16 protein-coding genes, 1 tRNA gene and 3 rRNA genes are annotated in these 23449 nt (G+C 56.5%); 9 read left to right on the top strand and 11 right to left on the bottom strand.

What is annotated here, in order from left to right:
• Positions 1-19: 19 nt before the first annotated feature.
• Entirely contained in the window at positions 20-595 is a 576-nt protein-coding gene (rpoE, locus tag AB8W27_RS05145; protein WP_007763311.1) for an RNA polymerase sigma factor RpoE, read from the bottom strand.
• Between the two features lie 424 nt (positions 596-1019).
• On the opposite strand from rpoE, the gene nadB reads away from it, so the two are divergent.
• Positions 1020-2639 carry an L-aspartate oxidase gene (gene nadB, locus AB8W27_RS05140; RefSeq protein ID WP_041924194.1) on the top strand — a complete coding sequence of 540 codons (1620 nt, stop codon included), beginning with the start codon at positions 1020-1022 and terminating at the stop codon, positions 2637-2639.
• On the opposite strand, the gene AB8W27_RS05135 is transcribed toward nadB, so the two are convergent.
• Complete coding sequence (locus AB8W27_RS05135; protein ID WP_041923830.1) at positions 2624-3361, bottom strand: tRNA1(Val) (adenine(37)-N6)-methyltransferase; 738 nt, start codon at positions 3359-3361, stop codon at positions 2624-2626. The genes nadB and AB8W27_RS05135 overlap by 16 nt on opposite strands.
• Positions 3362-3489: 128 nt before the next feature.
• Between AB8W27_RS05135 and srmB the strand changes: the two genes are divergently transcribed.
• Positions 3490-4824, top strand: coding sequence for an ATP-dependent RNA helicase SrmB (gene srmB, locus AB8W27_RS05130; RefSeq protein ID WP_015742145.1), 1335 nt, complete (start codon positions 3490-3492; stop codon positions 4822-4824).
• A gap of 75 nt (positions 4825-4899) precedes the next feature.
• Here srmB and grcA read toward each other — a convergent pair whose 3' ends face one another.
• Positions 4900-5283, bottom strand: a complete 384-nt coding sequence (gene grcA, locus AB8W27_RS05125) for an autonomous glycyl radical cofactor GrcA (protein ID WP_007763323.1) — start codon at positions 5281-5283, stop codon at positions 4900-4902.
• 306 nt (positions 5284-5589) lie between these two features.
• Here grcA and ung point away from each other — a divergent pair, with 306 nt between their 5' ends.
• On the top strand, positions 5590-6279 hold the full coding sequence (ung, locus tag AB8W27_RS05120) for a uracil-DNA glycosylase (protein WP_041923831.1): 690 nt from the start codon (positions 5590-5592) through the stop codon (positions 6277-6279).
• A gap of 56 nt (positions 6280-6335) precedes the next feature.
• Here ung and AB8W27_RS05115 read toward each other — a convergent pair whose 3' ends face one another.
• Positions 6336-7403, bottom strand: a complete 1068-nt coding sequence (locus tag AB8W27_RS05115; RefSeq protein ID WP_041923832.1) for a tRNA/rRNA methyltransferase — start codon at positions 7401-7403, stop codon at positions 6336-6338.
• A 209-nt stretch (positions 7404-7612) separates the two neighbouring features.
• On the opposite strand from AB8W27_RS05115, the gene trxC reads away from it, so the two are divergent.
• The 5 genes from trxC to AB8W27_RS05090 all read left to right on the top strand — a co-directional run bounded on the left by trxC (position 7613) and on the right by AB8W27_RS05090 (position 13354).
• On the top strand, positions 7613-8044 hold the full coding sequence (gene trxC, locus AB8W27_RS05110; RefSeq protein ID WP_041923833.1) for a thioredoxin TrxC: 432 nt from the start codon (positions 7613-7615) through the stop codon (positions 8042-8044).
• A gap of 69 nt (positions 8045-8113) precedes the next feature.
• The gene (locus AB8W27_RS05105) at positions 8114-8815 is read left to right on the top strand and encodes a tRNA-uridine aminocarboxypropyltransferase (protein WP_041923834.1); all 702 of its coding nucleotides are present in this window, start codon (positions 8114-8116) and stop codon (positions 8813-8815) included.
• Between the two features lie 33 nt (positions 8816-8848).
• A complete protein-coding gene (pat, locus tag AB8W27_RS05100) occupies positions 8849-11509 on the top strand; it encodes a protein lysine acetyltransferase (protein WP_041923835.1) in 2661 nt (886 codons plus the stop codon).
• Between the two features lie 112 nt (positions 11510-11621).
• Entirely contained in the window at positions 11622-12977 is a 1356-nt protein-coding gene (gene pssA, locus AB8W27_RS05095) for a CDP-diacylglycerol--serine O-phosphatidyltransferase (protein WP_041923836.1), read from the top strand.
• Positions 12978-13030: 53 nt separating this feature from the next.
• Positions 13031-13354 carry a YfiM family lipoprotein gene (locus AB8W27_RS05090; protein ID WP_015742152.1) on the top strand — a complete coding sequence of 108 codons (324 nt, stop codon included), beginning with the start codon at positions 13031-13033 and terminating at the stop codon, positions 13352-13354.
• On the opposite strand, the gene AB8W27_RS05085 is transcribed toward AB8W27_RS05090, so the two are convergent.
• Both AB8W27_RS05085 and AB8W27_RS05080 read right to left on the bottom strand, forming a co-directional pair.
• Complete coding sequence (locus AB8W27_RS05085) at positions 13351-14652, bottom strand: MFS transporter (RefSeq protein WP_041923837.1); 1302 nt, start codon at positions 14650-14652, stop codon at positions 13351-13353. The two genes, AB8W27_RS05090 and AB8W27_RS05085, sit on opposite strands and share 4 nt — an antisense overlap.
• A 118-nt stretch (positions 14653-14770) precedes the next feature.
• Positions 14771-15226 (bottom strand): DUF4385 domain-containing protein, encoded by a 456-nt coding sequence (locus AB8W27_RS05080; RefSeq protein ID WP_041924195.1) that lies wholly within the window; start codon positions 15224-15226, stop codon positions 14771-14773.
• Between the two features lie 158 nt (positions 15227-15384).
• On the opposite strand from AB8W27_RS05080, the gene AB8W27_RS05075 reads away from it, so the two are divergent.
• Positions 15385-17181 carry a thiamine pyrophosphate-requiring protein gene (locus AB8W27_RS05075; protein ID WP_007763352.1) on the top strand — a complete coding sequence of 599 codons (1797 nt, stop codon included), beginning with the start codon at positions 15385-15387 and terminating at the stop codon, positions 17179-17181.
• A gap of 40 nt (positions 17182-17221) precedes the next feature.
• Here AB8W27_RS05075 and AB8W27_RS05070 read toward each other — a convergent pair whose 3' ends face one another.
• The 5 genes from AB8W27_RS05070 to AB8W27_RS05050 form a co-directional block, all read right to left on the bottom strand.
• Complete coding sequence (locus AB8W27_RS05070) at positions 17222-17689, bottom strand: helix-turn-helix domain-containing protein (RefSeq protein WP_041923838.1); 468 nt, start codon at positions 17687-17689, stop codon at positions 17222-17224.
• Between the two features lie 526 nt (positions 17690-18215).
• A 5S ribosomal RNA gene (gene rrf / locus AB8W27_RS05065) occupies positions 18216-18331 on the bottom strand.
• 90 nt (positions 18332-18421) lie between these two features.
• Positions 18422-21323 (bottom strand): 23S ribosomal RNA (locus AB8W27_RS05060).
• Between the two features lie 201 nt (positions 21324-21524).
• A tRNA-Glu gene (locus tag AB8W27_RS05055) sits at positions 21525-21600 on the bottom strand.
• 78 nt (positions 21601-21678) lie between these two features.
• Positions 21679-23220: ribosomal RNA gene (locus AB8W27_RS05050) — 16S ribosomal RNA — on the bottom strand.
• The 16S, 23S and 5S rRNA genes sit together here with 1 tRNA gene alongside, the layout of an rRNA operon.
• Positions 23221-23449 lie beyond the last annotated feature (229 nt).

Here is a 23449-nt window from a genome sequence, read left to right as displayed (position 1 = left end):
TTCCAGTATCCCGCTATCGTCAACGCCTGATAAGCGGTTGAACTTTATTATCAATGGCTTCCCGCGCACGGAAAATGCGGGAGCGTACCGTACCGACCGGGCAATCCATGATAGCCGCTATCTCTTCATAGCTCAGGCCATCCAGCTCCCGCAACGTAATTGCCATGCGTAAATCTTCCGGGAGTGACTCTATGGTACGGAATACGATCTGTCTCAGTTCCTCAGACAACATTAAGTTCTCTGGGTTCGAAATTTCTTTCAACGCGCCGCCGCTTTCGAAGTTTTCCGCCTCAATGGCGTCCACATCACTGGACGGCGGGCGACGGCCCTGAGCGACTAAGTAATTTTTTGCCGTATTGACGGCGATACGGTAGAGCCAGGTATAAAACGCGCTGTCGCCGCGAAAGGAATCAAACGCGCGCCAGGCTTTAACAAAAGATTCCTGAACAACATCAGAGACGTCGCCTGAGGGGACATAGCGGGATACCAGATTCGCCACTTTATGCTGGTAGCGAATGACCAGTAAGTTAAAGGCTTTCTGATCTCCCTTCTGGACCCGTTCGACAAGGACCTGATCCGTTAACTGCTCGCTCATCCGAGGTAATGTCTCCCCAAACCTTAATTTCCACGCGTAATCGAAATGCCACCCGAACTCTGCATTGTGAGCAAGCAGAAGCTTAGAGCGCCGGTTGCCCGGAAAGTTCCGTTACGCCTTTGTTTTTGTGCGGCAATAGCGAACGCCGGTTCTACTCATTATATGTTCACAATATAAATGACGACCTGTAAGGACGGTATTTTGTTGCCCAGGCCGCTTGCAGGGTAACGCAACACCACCATTTTTTCACGTTTAAATCTTCGGGATGCGCGGCGTTACGCAGCGTTTTTATTATGCCATGTCGTATTAAGGCAGAATGTCTCCCCCGTGTTTAGTGGTTACAACGAAGATTAAAAAAACCGTGTTTGATTTCGCATTCTGGTGCTATGCTGGCTCAACATTGTTTAGTAAATTAAACACCGCGATGACTATGACACCTGAACTTCACTGTGATGTGCTGATTGTTGGCAGCGGCGCCGCTGGCCTTTCCCTGGCGCTGCGTCTGGCGGAACATAGCCAGGTTATGGTTTTGAGCAAAGGCCCGTTGAGCGAAGGCTCCACCTTTTATGCCCAGGGCGGCATTGCCGCGGTTTTCGACGAAACCGACAGCATCGCCTCACATGTGGAAGACACGCTGATTGCGGGCGCGGGTCTGTGCGATCGCGACGCGGTAGAGTTTGTCGCCAGCAACGCGCGCCACTGCGTGCAGTGGCTTATCGATCAGGGCGTGCTGTTTGATACCGAAGTGCAGTCGAACGGCGAAGAGAGTTATCACCTCACCCGCGAAGGCGGCCACAGCCATCGTCGTATTCTTCATGCGGCGGACGCCACCGGTAAAGCCGTCGCCACCACGCTGATGGATAAAGCGCTCAACCACCCGAATATCCGCATCCTTGAGCGCCATAATGCCGTGGATTTGATTATCTCCGACAAAATTGGCCTGCCGGGCACGCGGCGCGTGGTGGGCGCCTGGATCTGGAACCGTAATAAAGAAGAAGTGGAAACCTGCCGCGCGAAAGCCGTGGTGCTCGCCACCGGCGGCGCGTCAAAAGTCTATCAGTACACCACTAACCCTGATATCGCCTCGGGCGATGGCATTGCCATGGCCTGGCGCGCCGGTTGTCGCGTTGCGAATCTTGAATTCAATCAGTTTCACCCGACCGCGCTGTTTCATCCGCAGGCGCGCAATTTCCTGCTGACCGAAGCGCTGCGCGGCGAAGGCGCGTATCTGAGACGCCCTGATGGCTCCCGCTTCATGCCGGAGTTTGACGCGCGCGCCGAACTGGCGCCGCGCGATATTGTAGCGCGCGCCATTGACCATGAAATGAAACGCCTCGGCGCCGACTGCATGTATCTCGATATTAGCCACAAGCCGGAGACGTTTGTCCGCCAGCATTTTCCGACAATCTATGAAAAGCTGCTGGGGCTTGGCATCGACATTACCCGTGAACCGGTGCCGGTCGTGCCCGCCGCGCATTATACCTGCGGCGGCGTGATGGTCGATGAGCACGGGCGTACCGATGTGGACGGGCTTTACGCCATTGGCGAGGTAACCTATACCGGGCTGCATGGCGCCAATCGTATGGCCTCGAATTCGCTGCTGGAGTGTCTGGTCTACGGCTGGTCGGCGGCGGAAGATATCCGGCTGCGCCTGCCCTACGCCCGCGACGTTAAGACCCTGCCCGCCTGGGACGAAAGCCGCGTGGAGCATCCGGACGAACTGGTAGTGTTGCAGCATAACTGGCATGAGCTGCGGCTGTTTATGTGGGATTACGTGGGTATCGTGCGCACCACCAAACGGCTGGAGCGCGCGCTGCGGCGCATCACGATGCTACAGCAAGAGATAGAAGAGTATTACGCCAACTTCCGCGTCTCCAATAATCTTCTGGAGCTGCGCAATCTGGTTCAGGTGGCGGAGCTTATCGTGCGCTGCGCCATGATGCGTAAAGAGAGCCGCGGGCTACACTACACGCTGGATTACCCGGAAATGCTGCCGGAATCCGGGCCATCGGTGCTCGCGCCGCTGGTTCACATAAACAGATAGAAAGCTTCCGTCAGGGCGCAATAGGCCGGTGAATAGTGCTGATCCGGCCCGCGGATCAGCACATCATCGCAAAAGCATTCGCCGGGCGATGGGGAGAACGCCAGCAACACCCGGTGCGGCAGTTTTCCTTCGTTTTCCGCCACATCGGTACGCAGCCGCAAATGCCACCCCTGCTCGCCGGCCAGACGGCTGAAGCCTTCGCCGCTGCTTTCCGGCAGCACCACGCAGAAAAACCCTTCTTCGGTAATTAACTGGGCCGCGCAGGCGAGCAGCGCGCCGTGATCGAGCGTGGTGGTATACCGCGCCTGTTCACGGGCGGGCGTGGCGCAGGCGACGCCTTTGTCATAATAAGGTGGATTGCTGACGATAAGCTCGTAGCGTTGCGTCTGCTGCTGCGCCCAGGCCTGAATGTCAGCGTCATGTACCTGAATACGCGCCGCCCACGGCGAGGCTGCGACGTTTTCGCGCGCCTGCTCCGCGGCCTGTGAATCGAGTTCAACGGCGTCCAGCGTCACGGTATCGTCCGTGCGCTGCGCCAGCATCAACGCCAGCAAGCCGCTGCCCGCGCCGATATCCAGCACCCGCTGCGCCTTCGCGACCGGCGCCCAGGCCCCCAGCAAAATGCCGTCGGTACCGACTTTCATCGCACAGCGGTCGTGCGCGACAAAAAATTGTTTGAAGGTAAAACCATTGCGGCGTAACGGGATTTTTGGCTGCGACATCTTAAGGACCTGGTAACAAAACCGCTGTAGCATAGGCGAAAGCGCCGCCGGGGAAAAGGAGAAGCCGGGAAAGGGATGAACATTGGGCGCTGAACGTCTATAATCTGCGCCCCACACTGAGGTAGAAAATGACTGTAACCACTTTTTCCGAACTTGAACTTGATGACAGCCTGCTGGACGCGCTCCAGGAAAAAGGCTTCACCCGCCCGACCGCTATCCAGGCGGCCGCCATTCCGCCTGCGCTTGACGGGCGTGATGTGCTCGGTTCTGCGCCGACAGGCACCGGTAAAACGGCAGCTTATCTGTTGCCGGCGTTGCAGCATCTGCTCGACTTCCCTCGCAAAAAATCGGGGCCGCCGCGTATTCTCATCCTGACCCCGACCCGCGAGCTGGCGATGCAGGTTGCCGAGCATGCGCGCGAACTGGCAAAGCATACGCATCTGGATATCGCCACGATCACCGGCGGTGTGGCTTATATGAACCACGCGGAAGTCTTCAGCGAAAACCAGGATATCGTGGTCGCCACGACCGGTCGCCTGCTGCAATACATTAAAGAAGAAAACTTCGACTGCCGCGCGGTGGAAACCCTGATCCTCGATGAAGCCGACCGTATGCTGGATATGGGCTTCGCGCAGGATATCGAAACCATCGCGGGCGAAACCCGCTGGCGTAAGCAGACCCTGTTGTTCTCCGCCACGCTTGAAGGCGACGCGATCAAAGATTTCGCCGAACGCCTGCTGGAAGAGCCGGTGGAAGTCTCCGCCACGCCATCCACCCGCGAGCGCAAAAAAATCCACCAGTGGTATTACCGCGCCGATAACATCGAACACAAAACCGCGCTGCTGGTGCATCTGCTGAAGCAGCCGGAAGCCACTCGCTCCATCGTGTTTGTGCGTAAACGCGAGCGTGTGCATGAACTGGCAAATCAGCTTCGTCAGGCAGGCATCAATAACTGCTATCTCGAAGGTGAAATGGTGCAGGTGAAGCGTAACGAGGCCATTAAACGTCTGACCGACGGTCGCGTTAATGTGCTTATCGCCACCGATGTGGCCGCACGCGGTATTGATATTCCGGACGTAAGCCACGTCATTAACTTCGATATGCCGCGCACCGCCGACACCTATCTGCACCGCATCGGCCGCACTGCCCGCGCGGGACGTAAAGGCACCGCGATTTCGCTGGTCGAAGCGCATGACCATCTGCTGCTGGGCAAAGTGGGCCGCTACCTTAACGAGCCGCTGAAAGCCCGCGTGATTGACGAGCTGCGCCCGTCCACGCGCGCGCCGAGTGAAAAGCTCACCGGCAAGCCGTCCAAGAAAGCGCTCGCCAAACGCGAAGAGAAGAAGAAAGAGAAAGAAAAAGAGAAGCCGCGCGTGAAGAAACGTCACCGCGACACCAAGAATATCGGCAAGCGCCGTAAGCCGAGCAGCACGGCGACACCGTCATCTGACAACGCCGAATGATAAAAAAACCGCCAGCATATGCTGGCGGTTTTTGTTTTGACCGACGGCGCGCCGCCGGTTCCTCTTCGCCTGAACTTACAGGCTTTCGGTAAAGGTACGGGCAATCACGTCGCGCTGCTGTTCCGGGGTCAGCGAGTTAAAACGCACCGCGTAGCCGGAAACACGAATGGTCAGCTGTGGATATTTTTCCGGGTGCTTAACGGCATCTTCCAGCGTTTCGCGACGCAGCACGTTCACGTTCAGGTGCTGACCGCCTTCCACACGCACTTCCGGTTTGATTTCCATCGGAATTTCACGGTATTCGAACTGGCCGAGCTGGCTTACCGGAACGATGTCATCTTCATTGAAACCGCCTTTGGCGCAGACGCAGCGCGCTTCGCCTTTTTCGTTATCGAGCAGCCAGAATGAATTCAGCAGATCGTCGTTTGCGGCTTTAGTAATCTGGATACCTGTGATCATAAGTTGCCTCCCTGTGGGCTTGTTTGATGCGTTCAGCCAGCGGGCTGCCGAGCAGGCGGCTGGCTAATTGGTAAAACCATTGTTGTCTTATTGTTTTATATACCACCAAAGGGCGGTCATTCTTTGATTTAAATCAAAATAAACCCCTCTCGAAGTAGGGGTATAACACAAAGGAATTGCTTTACATCAACTTAGGTACGGCAAACCCTCTTAAAAATTTTGTAAACGTCCGTCTGAATGGTCCTGGTTTTGTTCTTCGGAAATAAGGCGTTAAGCTTAGGAAACAGAAAATCGCAGGAGAGCGAGATGACCGATAAACTGACCTGGCACGACGTGCTGGCTGATGAAAAAGAAAAACCCTATTTCCAGAAGATACTGACGACGGTCGCTGCAGAGCGCGACGCGGGCGTCACTATCTATCCGCCGCAGAAAGATGTGTTTAACGCCTTCCGGTTTACCGAGCTTGGCGACGTTAAAGTGGTGATCCTGGGCCAGGATCCCTACCACGGGCCAGGACAAGCGCATGGTCTCGCCTTTTCGGTGCGTCCGGGCGTGGCGCCGCCGCCGTCGCTGGTGAACATGTATAAAGAGCTGGAGCAATCGGTGCCGGGTTTCACCCGCCCTTCTCACGGCTATTTAGAAAGCTGGGCGCGCCAGGGCGTAATGCTGCTTAATACCGTGCTGACCGTCCAGGCCGGGAAAGCGCACTCACATGCGAATCTGGGATGGGAGACGTTTACCGATAAAGTGATCGCGCTGATTAACGAGCATCGCGAAGGCGTGGTGTTTCTGCTGTGGGGATCGCATGCGCAGAAAAAGGGCGCGATTATCGACCGTGACCGTCACCATGTGTTGCAGGCGCCGCACCCGTCGCCGCTCTCCGCGCATCGCGGTTTCTTTGGTTGCGGCCATTTCGTTAAAACCAATGCGTATCTGGAAAGCCGCGGCGAAGCGCCCATCGACTGGATGCCGGCTCTGCCTGAAAACGCCCAATAAAAAACCTCCCGCAGGAGGTTTTCTCGTTTATCGCGCCAGCGTCACGCTGGCGTTTTTTACGCTTTATTCTGACGCCACCACTCGGCGAGCAGAACGCCGGTCGCCACAGAAACGTTCAGGCTTTCCACGTTGCCGGTGCCGTCGATAGACAGGCTTAAATCGGCATTCGCCTGCGTCGCTTCAGAAATACCTTCGCTTTCCTGACCCAGCACCAGCACCATTTTCTTCGGCAGCGTCGCTTTAAAGAGCGGCGTACCTTTATGGCTGGAGGTGGTCACGATGGCGTAACCTGCGGCGCGGAACTGCGCCAGCGCGTCGCTAAAGCTGTCGCCGGTAATCGGCTCGACATGCTCGGCGCCGCCTTCTGCGGTACGCACCGCCGCGCCGGATTCCAGCAGCGAAGCATCCTGCACGACCACGCCTTTCACGCCGAAGTGCGCGCAGCTGCGCACGATAGCGCCGAGGTTATGCGGGTTGCCCACATCTTCCAGCGCCAGCACGCAATCTTCATCGCCCGCTTTGCTCAGCCACTGCTCGACGCTCGCGCCGCTGCGTTTTTTAATCAGGAAGCAGACGCCGCCGTGATGCTCGGTGCCGGAGGCTTTGGTGAGCTCCGCGTCGTCCACCACGTGGTACGCTTTGCGGTTTGCCGCCATCCAGCGCAGCGCTTCTTTAAAGCGCGGCGTCACGCTCTGGATAAACCAGGCGCGAACGATAGACTCCGGGCGGCTCTGGAACAGCGCCTGACAGGCGTTTTCGCCGTAGACGCGAGTTTCTTCGGCGCGCTGACGACGCAGCACTTCCGGGTCGATAAAACTTTTGCCGCTGATGCCGCCGTGATCCGGCTTCTCAGGGGCTTCCGCGCCCGGCGCGCGGGAAACGGTGCGCCATGGCGACGCGTCACGGTCGGCGTCGCGGCCACGGTCGCGATCACGGCTGCGTTCACGGTCAGCCGGTCTGTCATTGCGCGCAGCACGACGACCGCCTTCCGGTTTACCGTTGCCTGCGGGACGACCGCCGCCTTTTCCGGTACGTGGGTTTGAGCTGCGTTTGTCCGTATTTTCATCACTGCGGACATACATCACTTTGACCTTGCCGCTCTTGCCTTTAAATTCGTCGTTCATGTCTTTCTCCACCTGCGCTGCGCGAAGCGCGCAGATTACCCGATGTGTCCACGCTTAGCCATTCTTTCGCGCAAAAGCTAATAACTATTGTACTCATTGGATAAAACGGTTTGAGCCTGGAAACAATGTTGCAGATAATAGATAACATTATTGAAACATAGCCGATGTTTCCTCATCGGTTTCTGTCACCTGCAACCCAGAGGTTAGCTATGAATACCGTTTGTGCCGCTTGCCAGACTGTCAATCGCGTGGATGAAGAGCGTATTGAAGACGGCGCGAAATGCGGCCGCTGTGGCCACGCGCTGTTTGACGGCGACGTGATTAACGCCACCAGCGAAACGCTGGATCAGCTGCTTAAAGATGACCTGCCGGTAGTGATTGATTTCTGGGCGCCGTGGTGCGGCCCGTGCCGTAGCTTTGCGCCGATCTTCGAAGATGTCGCTGAAGAGCGTAACGGCAAAATGCGCTTTGTGAAAGTGAATACCGAAGCCGAGCCGGAGCTGAGCGCGCGTTTTCGCATCCGCAGCATCCCGACCATTATGATGTTCAAAAACGGGCAACTGGTGGATATGCTCAACGGCGCCGTACCGAAAGCGCCGTTCGATACCTGGCTCAACGAAGCGACAAACGAAGCCGTATAACGTCTGCCGCGGGGCGCACCTTGTGCCCCGCGATTCCCTCTGCGACAATGGCGTTTTTGCCGACTTCCCATGACTGAAAACGCTGTCCTTCGCCTGCGCGCCGAGCGCCTGGCGCGCGCCACCCGCCCTTTTCTCGCCCGCGGCAATCGCATCACGCGCTGCCAGCGTTGCCTGTTGCCCTTACGCCACTGTTTATGCGACACGCTGCAACCGCAGCCGGCCCGCAGCCGTTTCTGTCTGGTAATGTTCGACACCGAGCCGATGAAGCCCAGCAATACCGGCAGGCTTATCGCCGATATTCTTCCCGCTACCGAGGCATTTCAGTGGTCGCGCACCGAGCCGCCCGCCGCCCTTCTTGAACTCGTGGCCAGCCCTGACTACCAGCCGATGGTCGTGTTCCCGGCCTCTTACGCCGATGCCGGGCGCGAAGTGTTAAGCGCCCCGCCGCGCACCGGTAAGCCGCCGCTCTTTATTATGCTCGACGGCACCTGGACCGAAGCGCGCAAAATGTTTCGCAAAAGCCCTTATCTCGACGCGCTGCCGGTTATCTCGGTGGATTTAACGCGGGTATCGACGTATCAGTTACGCGAAGCGCACGCCGACGGTCAGTATTGCACCGCGGAAGTGGCGATAGCGCTGCTGGATGGCGCGGGCGATACCGCTGCGGCGCAGGGCTTAAGCGATCACTTTGCGCTGTTTAAAACGCGTTATCTCGCCGGTAAACCTCATCATCAGGGCAGCGTCACAGCAGCGCAGACAGAAAACGTTTAAAATCATCAGTTCACTTCGACGCCGGAGGAAATGATGAGCCAACATGGCCTGGAAGCGCTGTTACGTCCCAAATCCATCGCCGTCATCGGCGCGTCGATGAAACCTGACAGAGCCGGTTTTCTGATGATGCGCAATTTGCTGGCGGGCGGTTTCAGCGGGCCGGTTCTGCCAGTGACGCCCGCCTGGAAAGCGGTGTGCGGCGTGCTGGCCTGGCCGGATGTCGCAAGCCTGCCGTTTACGCCCGATCTCGCGGTGCTGTGCACCAACGCGAAGCGCAACCTGACGCTGCTTGAAGCGCTCGGCGAGAAAGGCTGTAAAACCTGCCTGGTGCTCTCATCACCTCCGGAACAACATGCTGAGCTGCTGGCCTGCGCGGCGCGCTTCCAGATGCGCCTGCTCGGCCCAAACAGTCTGGGGCTGCTGGCGCCGTGGCAGGGCCTGAACGCGAGCTTCTCTCCGGTACCGATCCGCAAAGGCAAACTCGCGTTTATTTCGCAGTCCGCTGCCGTCTCTAACACCATTCTCGACTGGGCGCAGCAGCGCCAGCTCGGCTTCTCCTGGTTTATCGCCTTAGGCGACAGCCTGGATATCGATGTCGATGAACTGCTCGATTATCTGGCTCGCGACAGTAAAACCAGCGCCATTCTGCTTTATCTGGAACACCTGAGCGACGCCCGACGCTTTGTCTCCGCTGCGCGTAGCGCCTCGCGCAATAAACCCATTCTGGTGATTAAAAGCGGACGCAGCCCCAGCGCGCGTCGCCTGCTGAATACGCATGCGGGGCTGGACGCCGCCTGGGATGCGGCTATCCAGCGCGCCGGTCTGCTGCGCGTGCAGGATACCCATGAGCTGTTTTCGGCGGTGGAAACTTTAAGCCATATGCGCCCGCTGCGCGGCGAGCGGCTGATGATTGTCAGCAACGGCGCCGCGCCTGCGGCGCTGGCGCTCGACGAACTCTGGCGGCGGCAGGGGAAACTCGCCACGCTGGATGACGCGATGCTGACCCGGCTGCAACAGCAGTTGCCGGAAGGCATCCACGCCGACAATCCGCTCGATCTGCGCGACGACGCCACACCCGCCCGGTATCTGAAAGCAATCGAAGCGCTGCTGGACAGCCACGATTTCGACGCGCTGATGGTTATCCACTCCCCGAGCGCCGCCGCGCCCGGCAGTGAGAGCGCCCGCGCGCTGATCGATCTCTTTAATCGTCATCCGCGCGGCAAGTATGTGACGCTGATAACCAACTGGGGCGGCGAGTTTTCTTCTCAGGAGGCGCGTCACCTGTTCAGCGAGGCGGGTATTCCCACCTATCGTACGCCGGAAGGCGCGGTTACCGCGTTTATGCATATGGTGGAGTATCGACGCAACCAGAAGCAGCTGCGCGAAACCCCGGCGCTGCCCGCCACGCTCCCGGCGGATACCGCCCAGGCGCATCAGCTGTTGCAGCAGGCCTGCGCTGAGGGCGTGACGCAACTTGATACCCATGAAGTGCGCCCGATACTGGAGGCCTATGGCCTGCACACGCTGCCGACGTGGATAGCGGGCGACAGCGCCGAGGCGGTGCACATCGCAGGCCAGATTGGCTACCCGGTGGCGCTGAAGCTGCGCTCGCCGGATATTCCGCACAAATCTGAAGTTCAGGGGGTGATGCTTTATCTGCGTACCGCCCACGAAGTACAGCGCGCCGCGGACGCGATGCTCGACAGGGTGAAAATGACCTGGCCGCAGGCGCGCATTCACGGCCTGCTGGTGCAGAGCATGGCGAACCGCGCAGGCGCGCAGGAACTGCGGGTGGTCGTCGAGCACGACCCCGTTTTCGGGCCGCTGATTATGCTGGGCGAAGGCGGCGTGGAGTGGCGTCCTGAAGCGCAGGCCGCCGTGGCGCTGCCGCCGCTGAATATGAATCTGGCGCGCTATCTGGTGATTCAGGCGATCAAGAGCGGCAAAATCCGCGGGCGCAGCGCGTTACGGCCGCTGGATATTGCTGGCCTGAGCCAGTTGCTGGTGCGGGTGTCTAACCTGGTCGTGGATTGTCCTGAGATCGCGCGTCTGGATGTTCACCCGCTGCTCGCTTCCGGCAGCGACTTTACGGCGCTGGACGTTACGATGCAGCTTGAACCCTTTAACGGCGATGCGGACGCACGGCTGGCGGTTCGCCCTTACCCGCATCGTTTAGAAGAAGGAGTAACGCTGAAAAATGGCGAGCGCTGCCTGTTCCGCCCCATCCTTCCGGAAGACGAGCCTCAGTTGCAACGCTTTATCTCACAGGTAACGAAAGAAGATCTTTATTACCGTTACTTTAGCGAGATCAATGAATTTACCCATGATGATTTAGCCAATATGACCCAGATCGACTACGATCGAGAAATGGCTTTCGTGGCGGTGCGTCAGCAGGCAGGCAGTGAGGAGATCATCGGCGTCACCCGCGCGATCTCCGATCCGGACAATATCGACGCCGAGTTCGCGGTTCTTGTCAGATCCGATCTTAAAGGGCTGGGACTCGGGCGCAGGCTGCTGGAAAAGTTGATCGCCTATACGCGCGATCATGGTCTGTCGCGGCTTAACGGCATTACGATGCCTCATAACCAGGGGATGGTCGCGCTGGCCCGTAAGCTTGGGTTTAGCGTCGATATTCAGCTGGATGAAGGCATCGTTGCGCTGAGCCTGGCGCTGACTAAACCCGCCGATTCGTGAGTAAGGTACTGGAAATGTTGACCACATTTTTGGACAGTAATGGTATTATCGTCCGCTTCAGTCGTCTGCATTGCACAGAAGACCATCCACTTCAGAGAAGATATGCACTGTGATGTTGTCAAAATTTAAACGCAACAAACATCAACAACACCTTGCCCAACTACCGAAGCTTTCTCAGTCAGTTGATGATGTCGCGTTCTGTTTCGCTCCCGCCGATTTCCGCAAACAGCTCCTGGAAAAGATAGCGACGGCGACCACGCGTATTTGCATCATCGCGCTCTATCTTGAGCAGGACGATGGTGGTAAAGGCGTGTTGTCGGCGCTTTATGAAGCCAAACGCCAGCGTCCTGAACTTGACGTGAGCGTCCTGGTCGACTGGCATCGCGCGCAGCGCGGACGCATCGGCGCCGAAGCCTCAAACACCAATGCCGACTGGTATTGCCGCATGGCGCAGGAGAATCCTGGCGTCAACGTACCGGTGTACGGCGTGCCGGTGAATACCCGTGAAGCGCTGGGCGTGCTGCATTTCAAAGGCTTTATCATTGATGATTGCGTGCTTTACAGCGGCGCCAGCCTGAACGACGTTTATCTGCACCAGCACGATAAATATCGCTATGACCGCTACCACTGCATCCGCAACGCGAAGCTTGCCGATGTGATGTATGACTGGGTGCGCACGCAGTTAATGAACGGCCACGCGGTGAATCGTCTTGACGATCCGAATCGTCCAAAAAGCCCGGAAATCAAAAACGACATTCGCCAGTTCCGCCATGTGCTGCGCGACGCCGCGTATCACTTCCAGGGCGATGCCGATAACGATCAGCTGGCCGTCACGCCGCTGGTCGGGCTGGGTAAATCGAGCCCGCTGAATAAAGCGATTTTTCATCTGATGCCCTGCGCCGAAGAGCAGCTGGTCATCTGTACGCCGTACTTTAACCTGCCTGCGGTGCTGGTGCGTAATATCATCGCGCTTCTGCGCGACGGCAAAAAGGTGGAAATCATCGTCGGCGATAAAACGGCGAACGACTTTTACATTCCGGAAGATCAGCCGTTTAAGATTATCGGCGCGCTGCCTTATCTCTACGAGATCAACCTGCGTCGTTTCTTAAGCCGCCTGCAATATTACGTCAACACCGATCAACTGGTAGTGCGCCTGTGGAAAGATGGCGATAACAGCTATCACCTCAAAGGCATGTGGGTGGACAGTGAATGGATGCTGCTGACCGGCAACAACCTTAACCCGCGCGCGTGGCGTCTCGATCTGGAAAACGCAATCCTTATCCATGATCCGAAGAAGCAACTGGCCTCTGTGCGCCAGCGCGAACTTGCGGAGATCCGCACCCATACCACGGTGGTGAAACACTATCGCGACCTGCAAAGCATCGCCGATTACCCGGTGAAAGTGCGCAAGCTTATCCGCCGCCTGCGCCGCATCCGTATTGATCGGTTGATTAGCCGTATTCTCTGACGCTTGTCGCTTAACGAAGCCCTGCCACGCAGGGCTTTTTTATGGAGAACGCTATGCGCGCCCTGCTGCTTCCTCTCGTCGTCGCTCTGACCGGCTGTAGCCATATGGCGCAGGACAGCTGGGCAGGCCAGGACAAAGCCCAGCACTTTTTAGGATCGGCGCTGCTCTTTGCTGCCGGCAACGAATATGCGCAGCGCCAGGGGCACTCTTCCGATCGTTCCGCCGCCTTCGGGCTGATGTTTTCGGTGTCTCTCGGCGCGACGAAAGAGCTGTGGGACAGCCGCCCGGCAGGGAGCGGCTGGAGCTGGAAAGATCTGGCATGGGACGTGGCGGGCGCCAGCGCCGGCTACGCAGTCTGGCAGATGGCCGGGCATTAAAGCCGCATGCCTTTTCCTTTGCGGTGAAGTTTTAGCGAGACCAGAAACGCGACGGCGCCCATCGCCGAGACGTACCAGAAAAACGCCGTTTCTGAGCCCAGCGATTTGAGCGAAAGCGCCACATACTCCGCCGAGCCGCCAAAGAGCGCGTTGGCGACCGCGTAAGAGAGACCGACGCCCAGCGCGCGCACCTGCGCCGGAAACATCTCCGCCTTCACAATGCCGCTTATTGAGGTATAGAAGCTGACAATCAGCAGCGCCAGCATCACCAGCCCGAATGCCGCGAGCGGCGAACTGACATTTTGCAATGCCATGAGGATCGGCACGGTACAGAGCGTGGCGAGCGCGCTGAAGCAGAGCATCGAATTGCGACGGCCAATTTTGTCAGAAAGCGCCCCGAAGAACGGCTGCAGCAGCATAAAGACAAAAAGCGCGGCGGTCATCACCATACTCGCTGTGTTCGCATGCATTCCCGCCGTATTGACGAGATATTTCTGCATATAGGTTGTAAACGTATAGAAGCTTAGCGAACCGGCGGCGGTAAACCCGAGCACCATGACGAATGCCCGACGGTTGCGCCAGAGCCCTTTCAGCGAGCCCGCTTCTTTGAGCGCGCGCGTCTCCTGCTGCGAGGTTTCATCCAGCGAGCGACGCAGCCACAGCGCCACCACCGCCAGCACCGCGCCAAGCGCAAAGGGAATGCGCCAGCCCCAGGCGCGCAGAGCGTCGTCTGACAAAATCTGTTGCAGCACCACGACCACCAACAGCGCCATTAACTGCCCGCCGATAAGCGTGACGTACTGGAAAGAGGCGTAAAAGCCTTTGCGCCCTTCGATGGCCACTTCGCTCATGTAAGTGGCGCTGGTGCCATATTCCCCCCCGACCGACAGCCCCTGAAACAGACGCGCCAGTAACAGCAGCAGCGGCGCCCAGGTGCCGATCACCGCATAACCCGGCAGGCAGGCAATCACCAGCGAGCCGAAACACATCATACAAACGGAAATGAGCATCGAGGTTTTACGCCCGTGTTTATCGGCGATGTAACCAAAGAGCCAGCCGCCAATGGGGCGCATCAGAAAGCCCGCGGCGAAAATGCCTGCCGTTTGCAAAAGCTGCGTTGTGCTGTTGTCGGAGGGGAAAAAGATATGCGCAAAATAGAGGGAGCAAAAAGAGTAGACGTAGAAATCGAACCATTCCACCAGGTTGCCTGACGAGGCGCCGACAATAGCCCAGACGCGCCGACGGGTATCGCTGGAAGTCAGTGACGGTTTGTCTGTCCGGGCCGTAACTTCAGTCATCTTTCTCTCCTTTTCAACCCGGCGACTTTTTACGTCGGGGCAATGCGCAGGCCATAAAATATGATGTTAATTATATGTTAACAAAATTTCCGTGAGGGAGCGGGAATTTTACGCAGCGTTAGCCCCACTTTTCCTGATGGGCTTTTTTACGTCGCAGATAGTCTGCATCCGCCCGGATGCGATCCCACCACCCTTTAAACACCGTCGCCGCCGCCGCTTTGGTGGGGTCATTACCGCGCGGGTTGAGGTTACGGTCGGCGTCATATTTTTTGCCGCCTTTGTAATTGGCATAGCGACGCGCCCGGGTGTATCCCATCTGAATGAACTTGCGCGCCATATCCATACCGACAAAATCGTCTTTTTCACGGTACTCTTCGAACAACTGATAGATTTTTTCTGCCGAGGCTTTGGCGCTCTCTTCATCTTTATAGCGCCAGTACGGGAGGATTTCGCTTTTGTAAGGCTCAACCAGCAACACGCCCTGCTCCCCCCGCCCCACCTGATACCGTTCCGGGTGCGCGCGAAAGTCGATGCTGTCGAAGTCCTGCTGGTAATCAAAAGGTTTAATGGCCACGAACATGCCTCCTTTAATACGGTTCGTATAACCATAGCAGGCTTCAGAGAACTCCCGCTTTTCGCTTACCGGCATGAAGTGGACTACCCTTCAACAGGTTAGCTTTTCGAGCGCAGCTCAGGATCTATGCGCACACTCACCTGACGCGAGGCACGATAATGACCAAAAAAACGAGCGATTTTTTTGTAGAACGACTGAAAGCGTGGGGCGTAACCCGGATTTACGGCTACCCCGGCGACGGCATTAACGGCGTGCTGGGCGCGTTGCAGCGCGCCGATAAAGCCGGCGACGGCATTGAGTTTATTCAGGTGCGCCATGAAGAGATGGCGGCGTTTATGGCTTGCGCCCATGCGAAATTTACGGGTGAGCCTGGGGTTTGCCTCTCGACCGGCGGGCCGGGCGCCACACATCTGTTAACCGGCCTGTATGACGCGCAGATGGACCATATGCCGGTTATCGCCATCGCAGGCCAGGCGGAAACGACCGCCCGGGGCGCGACCTATCAGCAGGAGCTGAATCTCGATCGCGTATTCAGCGACGTGGCGAGTTTTGTTCAGGAGGCGGCAACGCCCGCGCAGTTGCGTCATCTGGTGGATCGGGGCGTGCGGATCGCGAAAGCGAATAATGGCGTGACGGTGCTGATCCTGCCAAAAGATCTTCAGGATGAACCCTGGCAGGAGCCGCAGCACGCGCACGGCTTTACACATTCCGGGCCGGGTTATCAACGCCCGCACGTGATCCCTCATCAGTACGATCTCCAGCGCGCGGCGGATATTCTCAACGACGGCAAAAAAGTGGCGATCCTGATAGGCGCAGGCGCGCGCGAAGCGGCGGTTGAAGTGGTACAGGCGGCGAACCTGCTCGGCGCGGGCGTGGCGAAAGCGCTACTCGGCAAAGATGTTCTGCCGGATGACGCGCCGTTTGTGACGGGCTGTATCGGCCTGCTTGGCACCGAGCCGTCATGGGATCTGATGCAGGACTGCGATACGCTGTTAATGATTGGCACCGGCTTCCCGTGGACGGAATTCCTGCCGAAAGAAGGCCAGGCGCGGGCGGTGCAGATAGATCTGGACGCCTCCATGCTCGGCCTGCGTTACCCGACAGAAGTGAATCTGCACGGCGATGCCGTGAGCACATTGCAGGCGCTGCTTCCACTGCTGAAGCGTAAAGAAGATCGCAGCTGGCAGGAGAAAATAGCCGTTTCCGTCAAAGCGTGGTGGGAAAAAATCGAAGAGCGCGCGATGGCGAAAGCGACGCCGGTTAACCCGCAGCGCGTGGTATGGGAGATGTCGCCGCTGCTGCCGGATAACGCGATTGTGACATCTGATTCCGGCTCGTGCGCTAACTGGTTTGCGCGGGATTACAGGGTCAAACAGGGACAACGGGCGTCGCTCTCGGGCGGTCTTGCCTGTATGGGCGCCGCCGTACCTTATGCCATTGCCGCGAAATTCGCCTTCCCGGAAAAACCGGTGGTGGCTCTGGTGGGCGACGGGGCCATGCAGATGAATAATCTCGCGGAGCTGATTACTATCCAGAAATACTGGCAGCGCTGGTCCGATCCGCGGTTGATCGTCTGCGTATTCAATAACCAGGATCTGAATCAGGTGACATGGGAGCAGCGCATCATGGAAGGCAACCCGCGGTTTGCCGCGACGCAGGACGTGCCGGACGTGCCCTATGCGCAATTTGCGGAATCGATCGGCCTGAAAGGGATTTACGTCGACTCGCCGGAAGCCCTTCAGGCTGCCTGGCAAGAGGCGCTGGCGGCGGATCGCCCTGTGGTACTTGAAGTGAAAACCGATCCGGAAGTGGCGCCGCTGCCGCCGCATATCAGTTTCGCCCAAGCGAAAGGGTTTATGTCTTCTATGGCGAAAGGCGATAAATCGGCTGGTAAAGTCATTGCGGATACCGCCCACCAGGTGATGAATACTGTCCTGCCGGGCAAAAAATCGTAACGTGTCGGCTCCTCAGGCAGACTGAGGAGCCCCTTTTCTGTTATTTACGCAATAACTTTTGCAGCCGCTGCTGCTGCCAGTGCTCGATCCACCCTCGCAATAAAAACAACCGCCCCCCTTTCACGACCAATAACCCACCCCAGATAAGAACCACCCATAATGACCAGTGACTTTCCGGCGCAGTAAAGCGGTTGAGCAGGTAAAGTCCGGTACAAACCACAAGCGCGGTAGTTAAGCTGCGATAAAAGTGGCCCTCTGCATCCAGACGCCTGCGGGCAGTTAATACCGCGTCATCCAGCGGGCCTGCAGCCTGAAGCGGCGCCCCCGTCAATTCTTCAACACGCGTTTCAAAAACAGCGGCCAGCGCGCTTAAGGTTTCGAGCGAGGGTGGCTCGCCTTTTTCGATACGCTGAATAGTGCGCACGCTGACTGCGGAGAGCTCAGCCAGTTGTTCCTGGGACCAGGCTCGAGCGAGGCGAAGCGCGCGGATGCGGTTTTCGGTTTGCATAACGGTGACCTTCTGTAGGAGAAATGTGGCAGACAGTATGTCGCTTTGCAGGCGAAAAGCGCCACGACACGAACCTGACAGCAACCCGACAGTATGACGACAGCCTGGTAACAGACTTTACGGGGTTTATTTTTATAAAGCAGGATATGCCGTGACTCCTGATGGGGGCAAGAGGCGTATATTCGAGAGCGGGAATTGAAATGTGACGGGGAAGCTATTTTGAACCCGCTGTGCGTTTGAAATTATTATCCGCTTTCTGCATAGCTGCAGGGAGCCAATTACCTACATGCAGGCGTTATGCCGCGAGAAAAGCAAAAACGCAGCGGTAATGAGAAGTGCCGCAGCTGATGTCTTATCGTTTATGACGGACCTCAGTCCCCTTCCTCTGGAGCATGTCTTTTAGAGCAATGTCTGGGGTGGAGACGCATTCTTCAGGAGAACGTTTTTCAGTAAGGCATAGACACAAGGCTTTTTTACCTATAAAAGCAAAAACCCCTCAGCAGCGCTGAGGGGTTCTTTATTTGATGCCTGGCAGTTCCCTACTCTCGCATGGGGAGGCCCCACACTACCATCGGCGCTACGGCGTTTCACTTCTGAGTTCGGCATGGGGTCAGGTGGGACCACCGCGCTACAGCCGCCAGGCAAATTCTGTCTGTTCACCGCTTTCGCCATGAACATTATCCGTCACAAGCTGAATCTCTCTCTCAACACGCCAGACTTCTTTGGCGTTGTAAGGTTAAGCCTCACGGTTCATTAGTACCGGTTAGCTCAACGCATCGCTGCGCTTACACACCCGGCCTATCAACGTCGTCGTCTTCAACGTTCCTTCAGGAGACTTATAGTCTCAGGGAGAACTCATCTCGGGGCAAGTTTCGTGCTTAGATGCTTTCAGCACTTATCTCTTCCGCATTTAGCTACCGGGCAGTGCCATTGGCATGACAACCCGAACACCAGTGATGCGTCCACTCCGGTCCTCTCGTACTGGGAGCAGCCCCCCTCAATTCTCCAGCGCCCACGGCAGATAGGGACCGAACTGTCTCACGACGTTCTAAACCCAGCTCGCGTACCACTTTAAATGGCGAACAGCCATACCCTTGGGACCTACTTCAGCCCCAGGATGTGATGAGCCGACATCGAGGTGCCAAACACCGCCGTCGATATGAACTCTTGGGCGGTATCAGCCTGTTATCCCCGGAGTACCTTTTATCCGTTGAGCGATGGCCCTTCCATACAGAACCACCGGATCACTATGACCTGCTTTCGCACCTGCTCGAGCCGTCACTCTCGCAGTCAAGCCAGCTTATGCCATTGCACTAACCTCCTGATGTCCGACCAGGATTAGCTGACCTTCGTGCTCCTCCGTTACACTTTGGGAGGAGACCGCCCCAGTCAAACTACCCACCAGACACTGTCCCCACGCCGGATCACGGCGCCAGGTTAGAACATCAAACATTAAAGGGTGGTATTTCAAGGTTGGCTCCACGCAGACTGGCGTCCACGCTTCAAAGCCTCCCACCTATCCTACACATCAAGGCTCAATGTTCAGTGTCAAGCTGTAGTAAAGGTTCACGGGGTCTTTCCGTCTTGCCGCGGGTACACTGCATCTTCACAGCGAGTTCAATTTCACTGAGTCTCGGGTGGAGACAGCCTGGCCATCATTACGCCATTCGTGCAGGTCGGAACTTACCCGACAAGGAATTTCGCTACCTTAGGACCGTTATAGTTACGGCCGCCGTTTACCGGGGCTTCGATCAGGAGCTTCTCTTGCGATAACCCCATCAATTAACCTTCCGGCACCGGGCAGGCGTCACACCGTATACGTCCACTTTCGTGTTTGCACAGTGCTGTGTTTTTAATAAACAGTTGCAGCCAGCTGGTATCTTCGACTGACTTCAGCTCCACCCGCAGGGGCTTCACCTACATGTCAGCGTGCCTTCTCCCGAAGTTACGGCACCATTTTGCCTAGTTCCTTCACCCGAGTTCTCTCAAGCGCCTTGGTATTCTCTACCTGACCACCTGTGTCGGTTTGGGGTACGATTTAATGTTACCTGATGCTTAGAGGCTTTTCCTGGAAGCAGGGCATTTGTCACTTCAGCACCGTAGTGCCTCGTCATCACGCCTCAGCCTTAACTTTCCGGATTTGCCTGGAAAGTCAGCCTACACGCTTAAACCGGGACAACCGTCGCCCGGCCAACATAGCCTTCTCCGTCCCCCCTTCGCAGTAACACCAAGTACAGGAATATTAACCTGTTTCCCATCGACTACGCCTTTCGGCCTCGCCTTAGGGGTCGACTCACCCTGCCCCGATTAACGTTGGACAGGAACCCTTGGTCTTCCGGCGAGCGGGCTTTTCACCCGCTTTATCGTTACTTATGTCAGCATTCGCACTTCTGATACCTCCAGCATGCCTCACAGCACACCTTCGACGGCTTACAGAACGCTCCCCTACCCAACAACACATAGTGTCGCTGCCGCAGCTTCGGTGCATGGTTTAGCCCCGTTACATCTTCCGCGCAGGCCGACTCGACCAGTGAGCTATTACGCTTTCTTTAAATGATGGCTGCTTCTAAGCCAACATCCTGGCTGTCTGGGCCTTCCCACATCGTTTCCCACTTAACCATGACTTTGGGACCTTAGCTGGCGGTCTGGGTTGTTTCCCTCTTCACGACGGACGTTAGCACCCGCCGTGTGTCTCCCGTGATAACATTCTCCGGTATTCGCAGTTTGCATCGGGTTGGTAAGCCGGGATGGCCCCCTAGCCGAAACAGTGCTCTACCCCCGGAGATGAATTCACGAGGCGCTACCTAAATAGCTTTCGGGGAGAACCAGCTATCTCCCGGTTTGATTGGCCTTTCACCCCCAGCCACAGGTCATCCGCTAATTTTTCAACATTAGTCGGTTCGGTCCTCCAGTTAGTGTTACCCAACCTTCAACCTGCCCATGGCTAGATCACCGGGTTTCGGGTCTATACCCTGCAACTTAACGCCCAATTAAGACTCGGTTTCCCTTCGGCTCCCCTATACGGTTAACCTTGCTACAGAATATAAGTCGCTGACCCATTATACAAAAGGTACGCAGTCACCCTCTTACGAAGGCTCCCACTGCTTGTACGTACACGGTTTCAGGTTCTGTTTCACTCCCCTCGCCGGGGTTCTTTTCGCCTTTCCCTCACGGTACTGGTTCACTATCGGTCAGTCAGGAGTATTTAGCCTTGGAGGATGGTCCCCCCATCTTCAGACAGGATATCACGTGTCCCGCCCTACTCATCGAGCTCACAACCTGTGTGCTTTCATGTACGGGACTTTCACCCTGTATCGTGCGACTTTCCAGACGCTTCCATTAACACACAAGCTGATTCAGGCTCTGGGCTGTTCCCCGTTCGCTCGCCGCTACTGGGGGAATCTCGGTTGATTTCTTTTCCTCGGGGTACTTAGATGTTTCAGTTCCCCCGGTTCGCCTCGTTTGACTATGTATTCATCAAACGATGATGCACCAGAGTGCACCGGGTTTCCCCATTCGGACATCGTCGGTTATAACGGTTCATATCACCTTACCGACGCTTTTCGCAGATTAGCACGTCCTTCATCGCCTCTGACTGCCAGGGCATCCACCGTGTACGCTTGTTCGCTTAACCTCACAACCCGAAGAAGTCTTCGTGCTGCGAGTTTGAGAGACTCTGACACACCGCGCATTCCTTATTACGGAGAAATGCAACAGCATGTCTGTTTCAATTTTCAGCTTGTTCCGGATTGTTAAAGAGCAAATATCTCAAACATGACTTTACAGTCAGTTTTGAGATATTAATCGGTAACGCCTTTCACTCATTACCAGCAGGTGGCGTCCCTTAGGGGATTCGAACCCCTGTTACCGCCGTGAAAGGGCGGTGTCCTGGGCCTCTAGACGAAAGGGACTTCGCTTTCGCAGACAACCCTGCTTCTTTACTTTCTATCAGACAATCTGTGTGAGCACGCGAGGTTGTATCTTTCAGGTAAGGAGGTGATCCAACCGCAGGTTCCCCTACGGTTACCTTGTTACGACTTCACCCCAGTCATGAATCACAAAGTGGTAAGCGCCCTCCCGAAGGTTAAGCTACCTACTTCTTTTGCAACCCACTCCCATGGTGTGACGGGCGGTGTGTACAAGGCCCGGGAACGTATTCACCGTGGCATTCTGATCCACGATTACTAGCGATTCCGACTTCATGGAGTCGAGTTGCAGACTCCAATCCGGACTACGACGCACTTTATGAGGTCCGCTTGCTCTCGCGAGTTCGCTTCTCTTTGTATGCGCCATTGTAGCACGTGTGTAGCCCTGGTCGTAAGGGCCATGATGACTTGACGTCATCCCCACCTTCCTCCGGTTTATCACCGGCAGTCTCCTTTGAGTTCCCACCATTACGTGCTGGCAACAAAGGATAAGGGTTGCGCTCGTTGCGGGACTTAACCCAACATTTCACAACACGAGCTGACGACAGCCATGCAGCACCTGTCTCAGAGTTCCCGAAGGCACTCCCGCATCTCTGCAGGATTCTCTGGATGTCAAGACCAGGTAAGGTTCTTCGCGTTGCATCGAATTAAACCACATGCTCCACCGCTTGTGCGGGCCCCCGTCAATTCATTTGAGTTTTAACCTTGCGGCCGTACTCCCCAGGCGGTCGACTTAACGCGTTAGCTCCGGAAGCCACGCCTCAAGGGCACAACCTCCAAGTCGACATCGTTTACGGCGTGGACTACCAGGGTATCTAATCCTGTTTGCTCCCCACGCTTTCGCACCTGAGCGTCAGTCTTCGTCCAGGGGGCCGCCTTCGCCACCGGTATTCCTCCAGATCTCTACGCATTTCACCGCTACACCTGGAATTCTACCCCCTCTACGAGACTCAAGCTTGCCAGTTTCAAATGCAGTTCCCAGGTTGAGCCCGGGGATTTCACATCTGACTTAACAAACCGCCTGCGTGCGCTTTACGCCCAGTAATTCCGATTAACGCTTGCACCCTCCGTATTACCGCGGCTGCTGGCACGGAGTTAGCCGGTGCTTCTTCTGCGAGTAACGTCAATGACTGCGGTTATTAACCACAATCCCTTCCTCCTCGCTGAAAGTACTTTACAACCCGAAGGCCTTCTTCATACACGCGGCATGGCTGCATCAGGCTTGCGCCCATTGTGCAATATTCCCCACTGCTGCCTCCCGTAGGAGTCTGGACCGTGTCTCAGTTCCAGTGTGGCTGGTCATCCTCTCAGACCAGCTAGGGATCGTCGCCTAGGTGAGCCTTTACCCCACCTACTAGCTAATCCCATCTGGGCACATCTGATGGCATGAGGCCCGAAGGTCCCCCACTTTGGTCCGAAGACGTTATGCGGTATTAGCTACCGTTTCCAGTAGTTATCCCCCTCCATCAGGCAGTTTCCCAGACATTACTCACCCGTCCGCCACTCGTCAGCAGAGCAGCAAGCTGCTCTCTGTTACCGTTCGACTTGCATGTGTTAGGCCTGCCGCCAGCGTTCAATCTGAGCCATGATCAAACTCTTCAATTAAAAGTCTGATGCTCAAAGAATTAAACTGTTAGTTCGTAATGAATTAACTGTTGTTCACTTGAGACTTGATATTCATTTATCGTCCGAGGACGTTAAGATATCAGTGCCCCGAGTGCCCACACAGATTGTCTGATAAATTGTTAAAGAGCGGTGCGACGCGGCTTATAGCCTGCTGTCGCGAGGTGGCGTATATTACGCTTTCCTCTTTCAGAGTCAAGCGTTTATTTTC

Source organism: Cronobacter turicensis (assembly GCF_041222865.1).
GTDB classification, from domain to species: domain Bacteria; phylum Pseudomonadota; class Gammaproteobacteria; order Enterobacterales; family Enterobacteriaceae; genus Cronobacter; species Cronobacter turicensis.
This window is presented reverse-complemented; position numbering and strand designations above follow the sequence as displayed.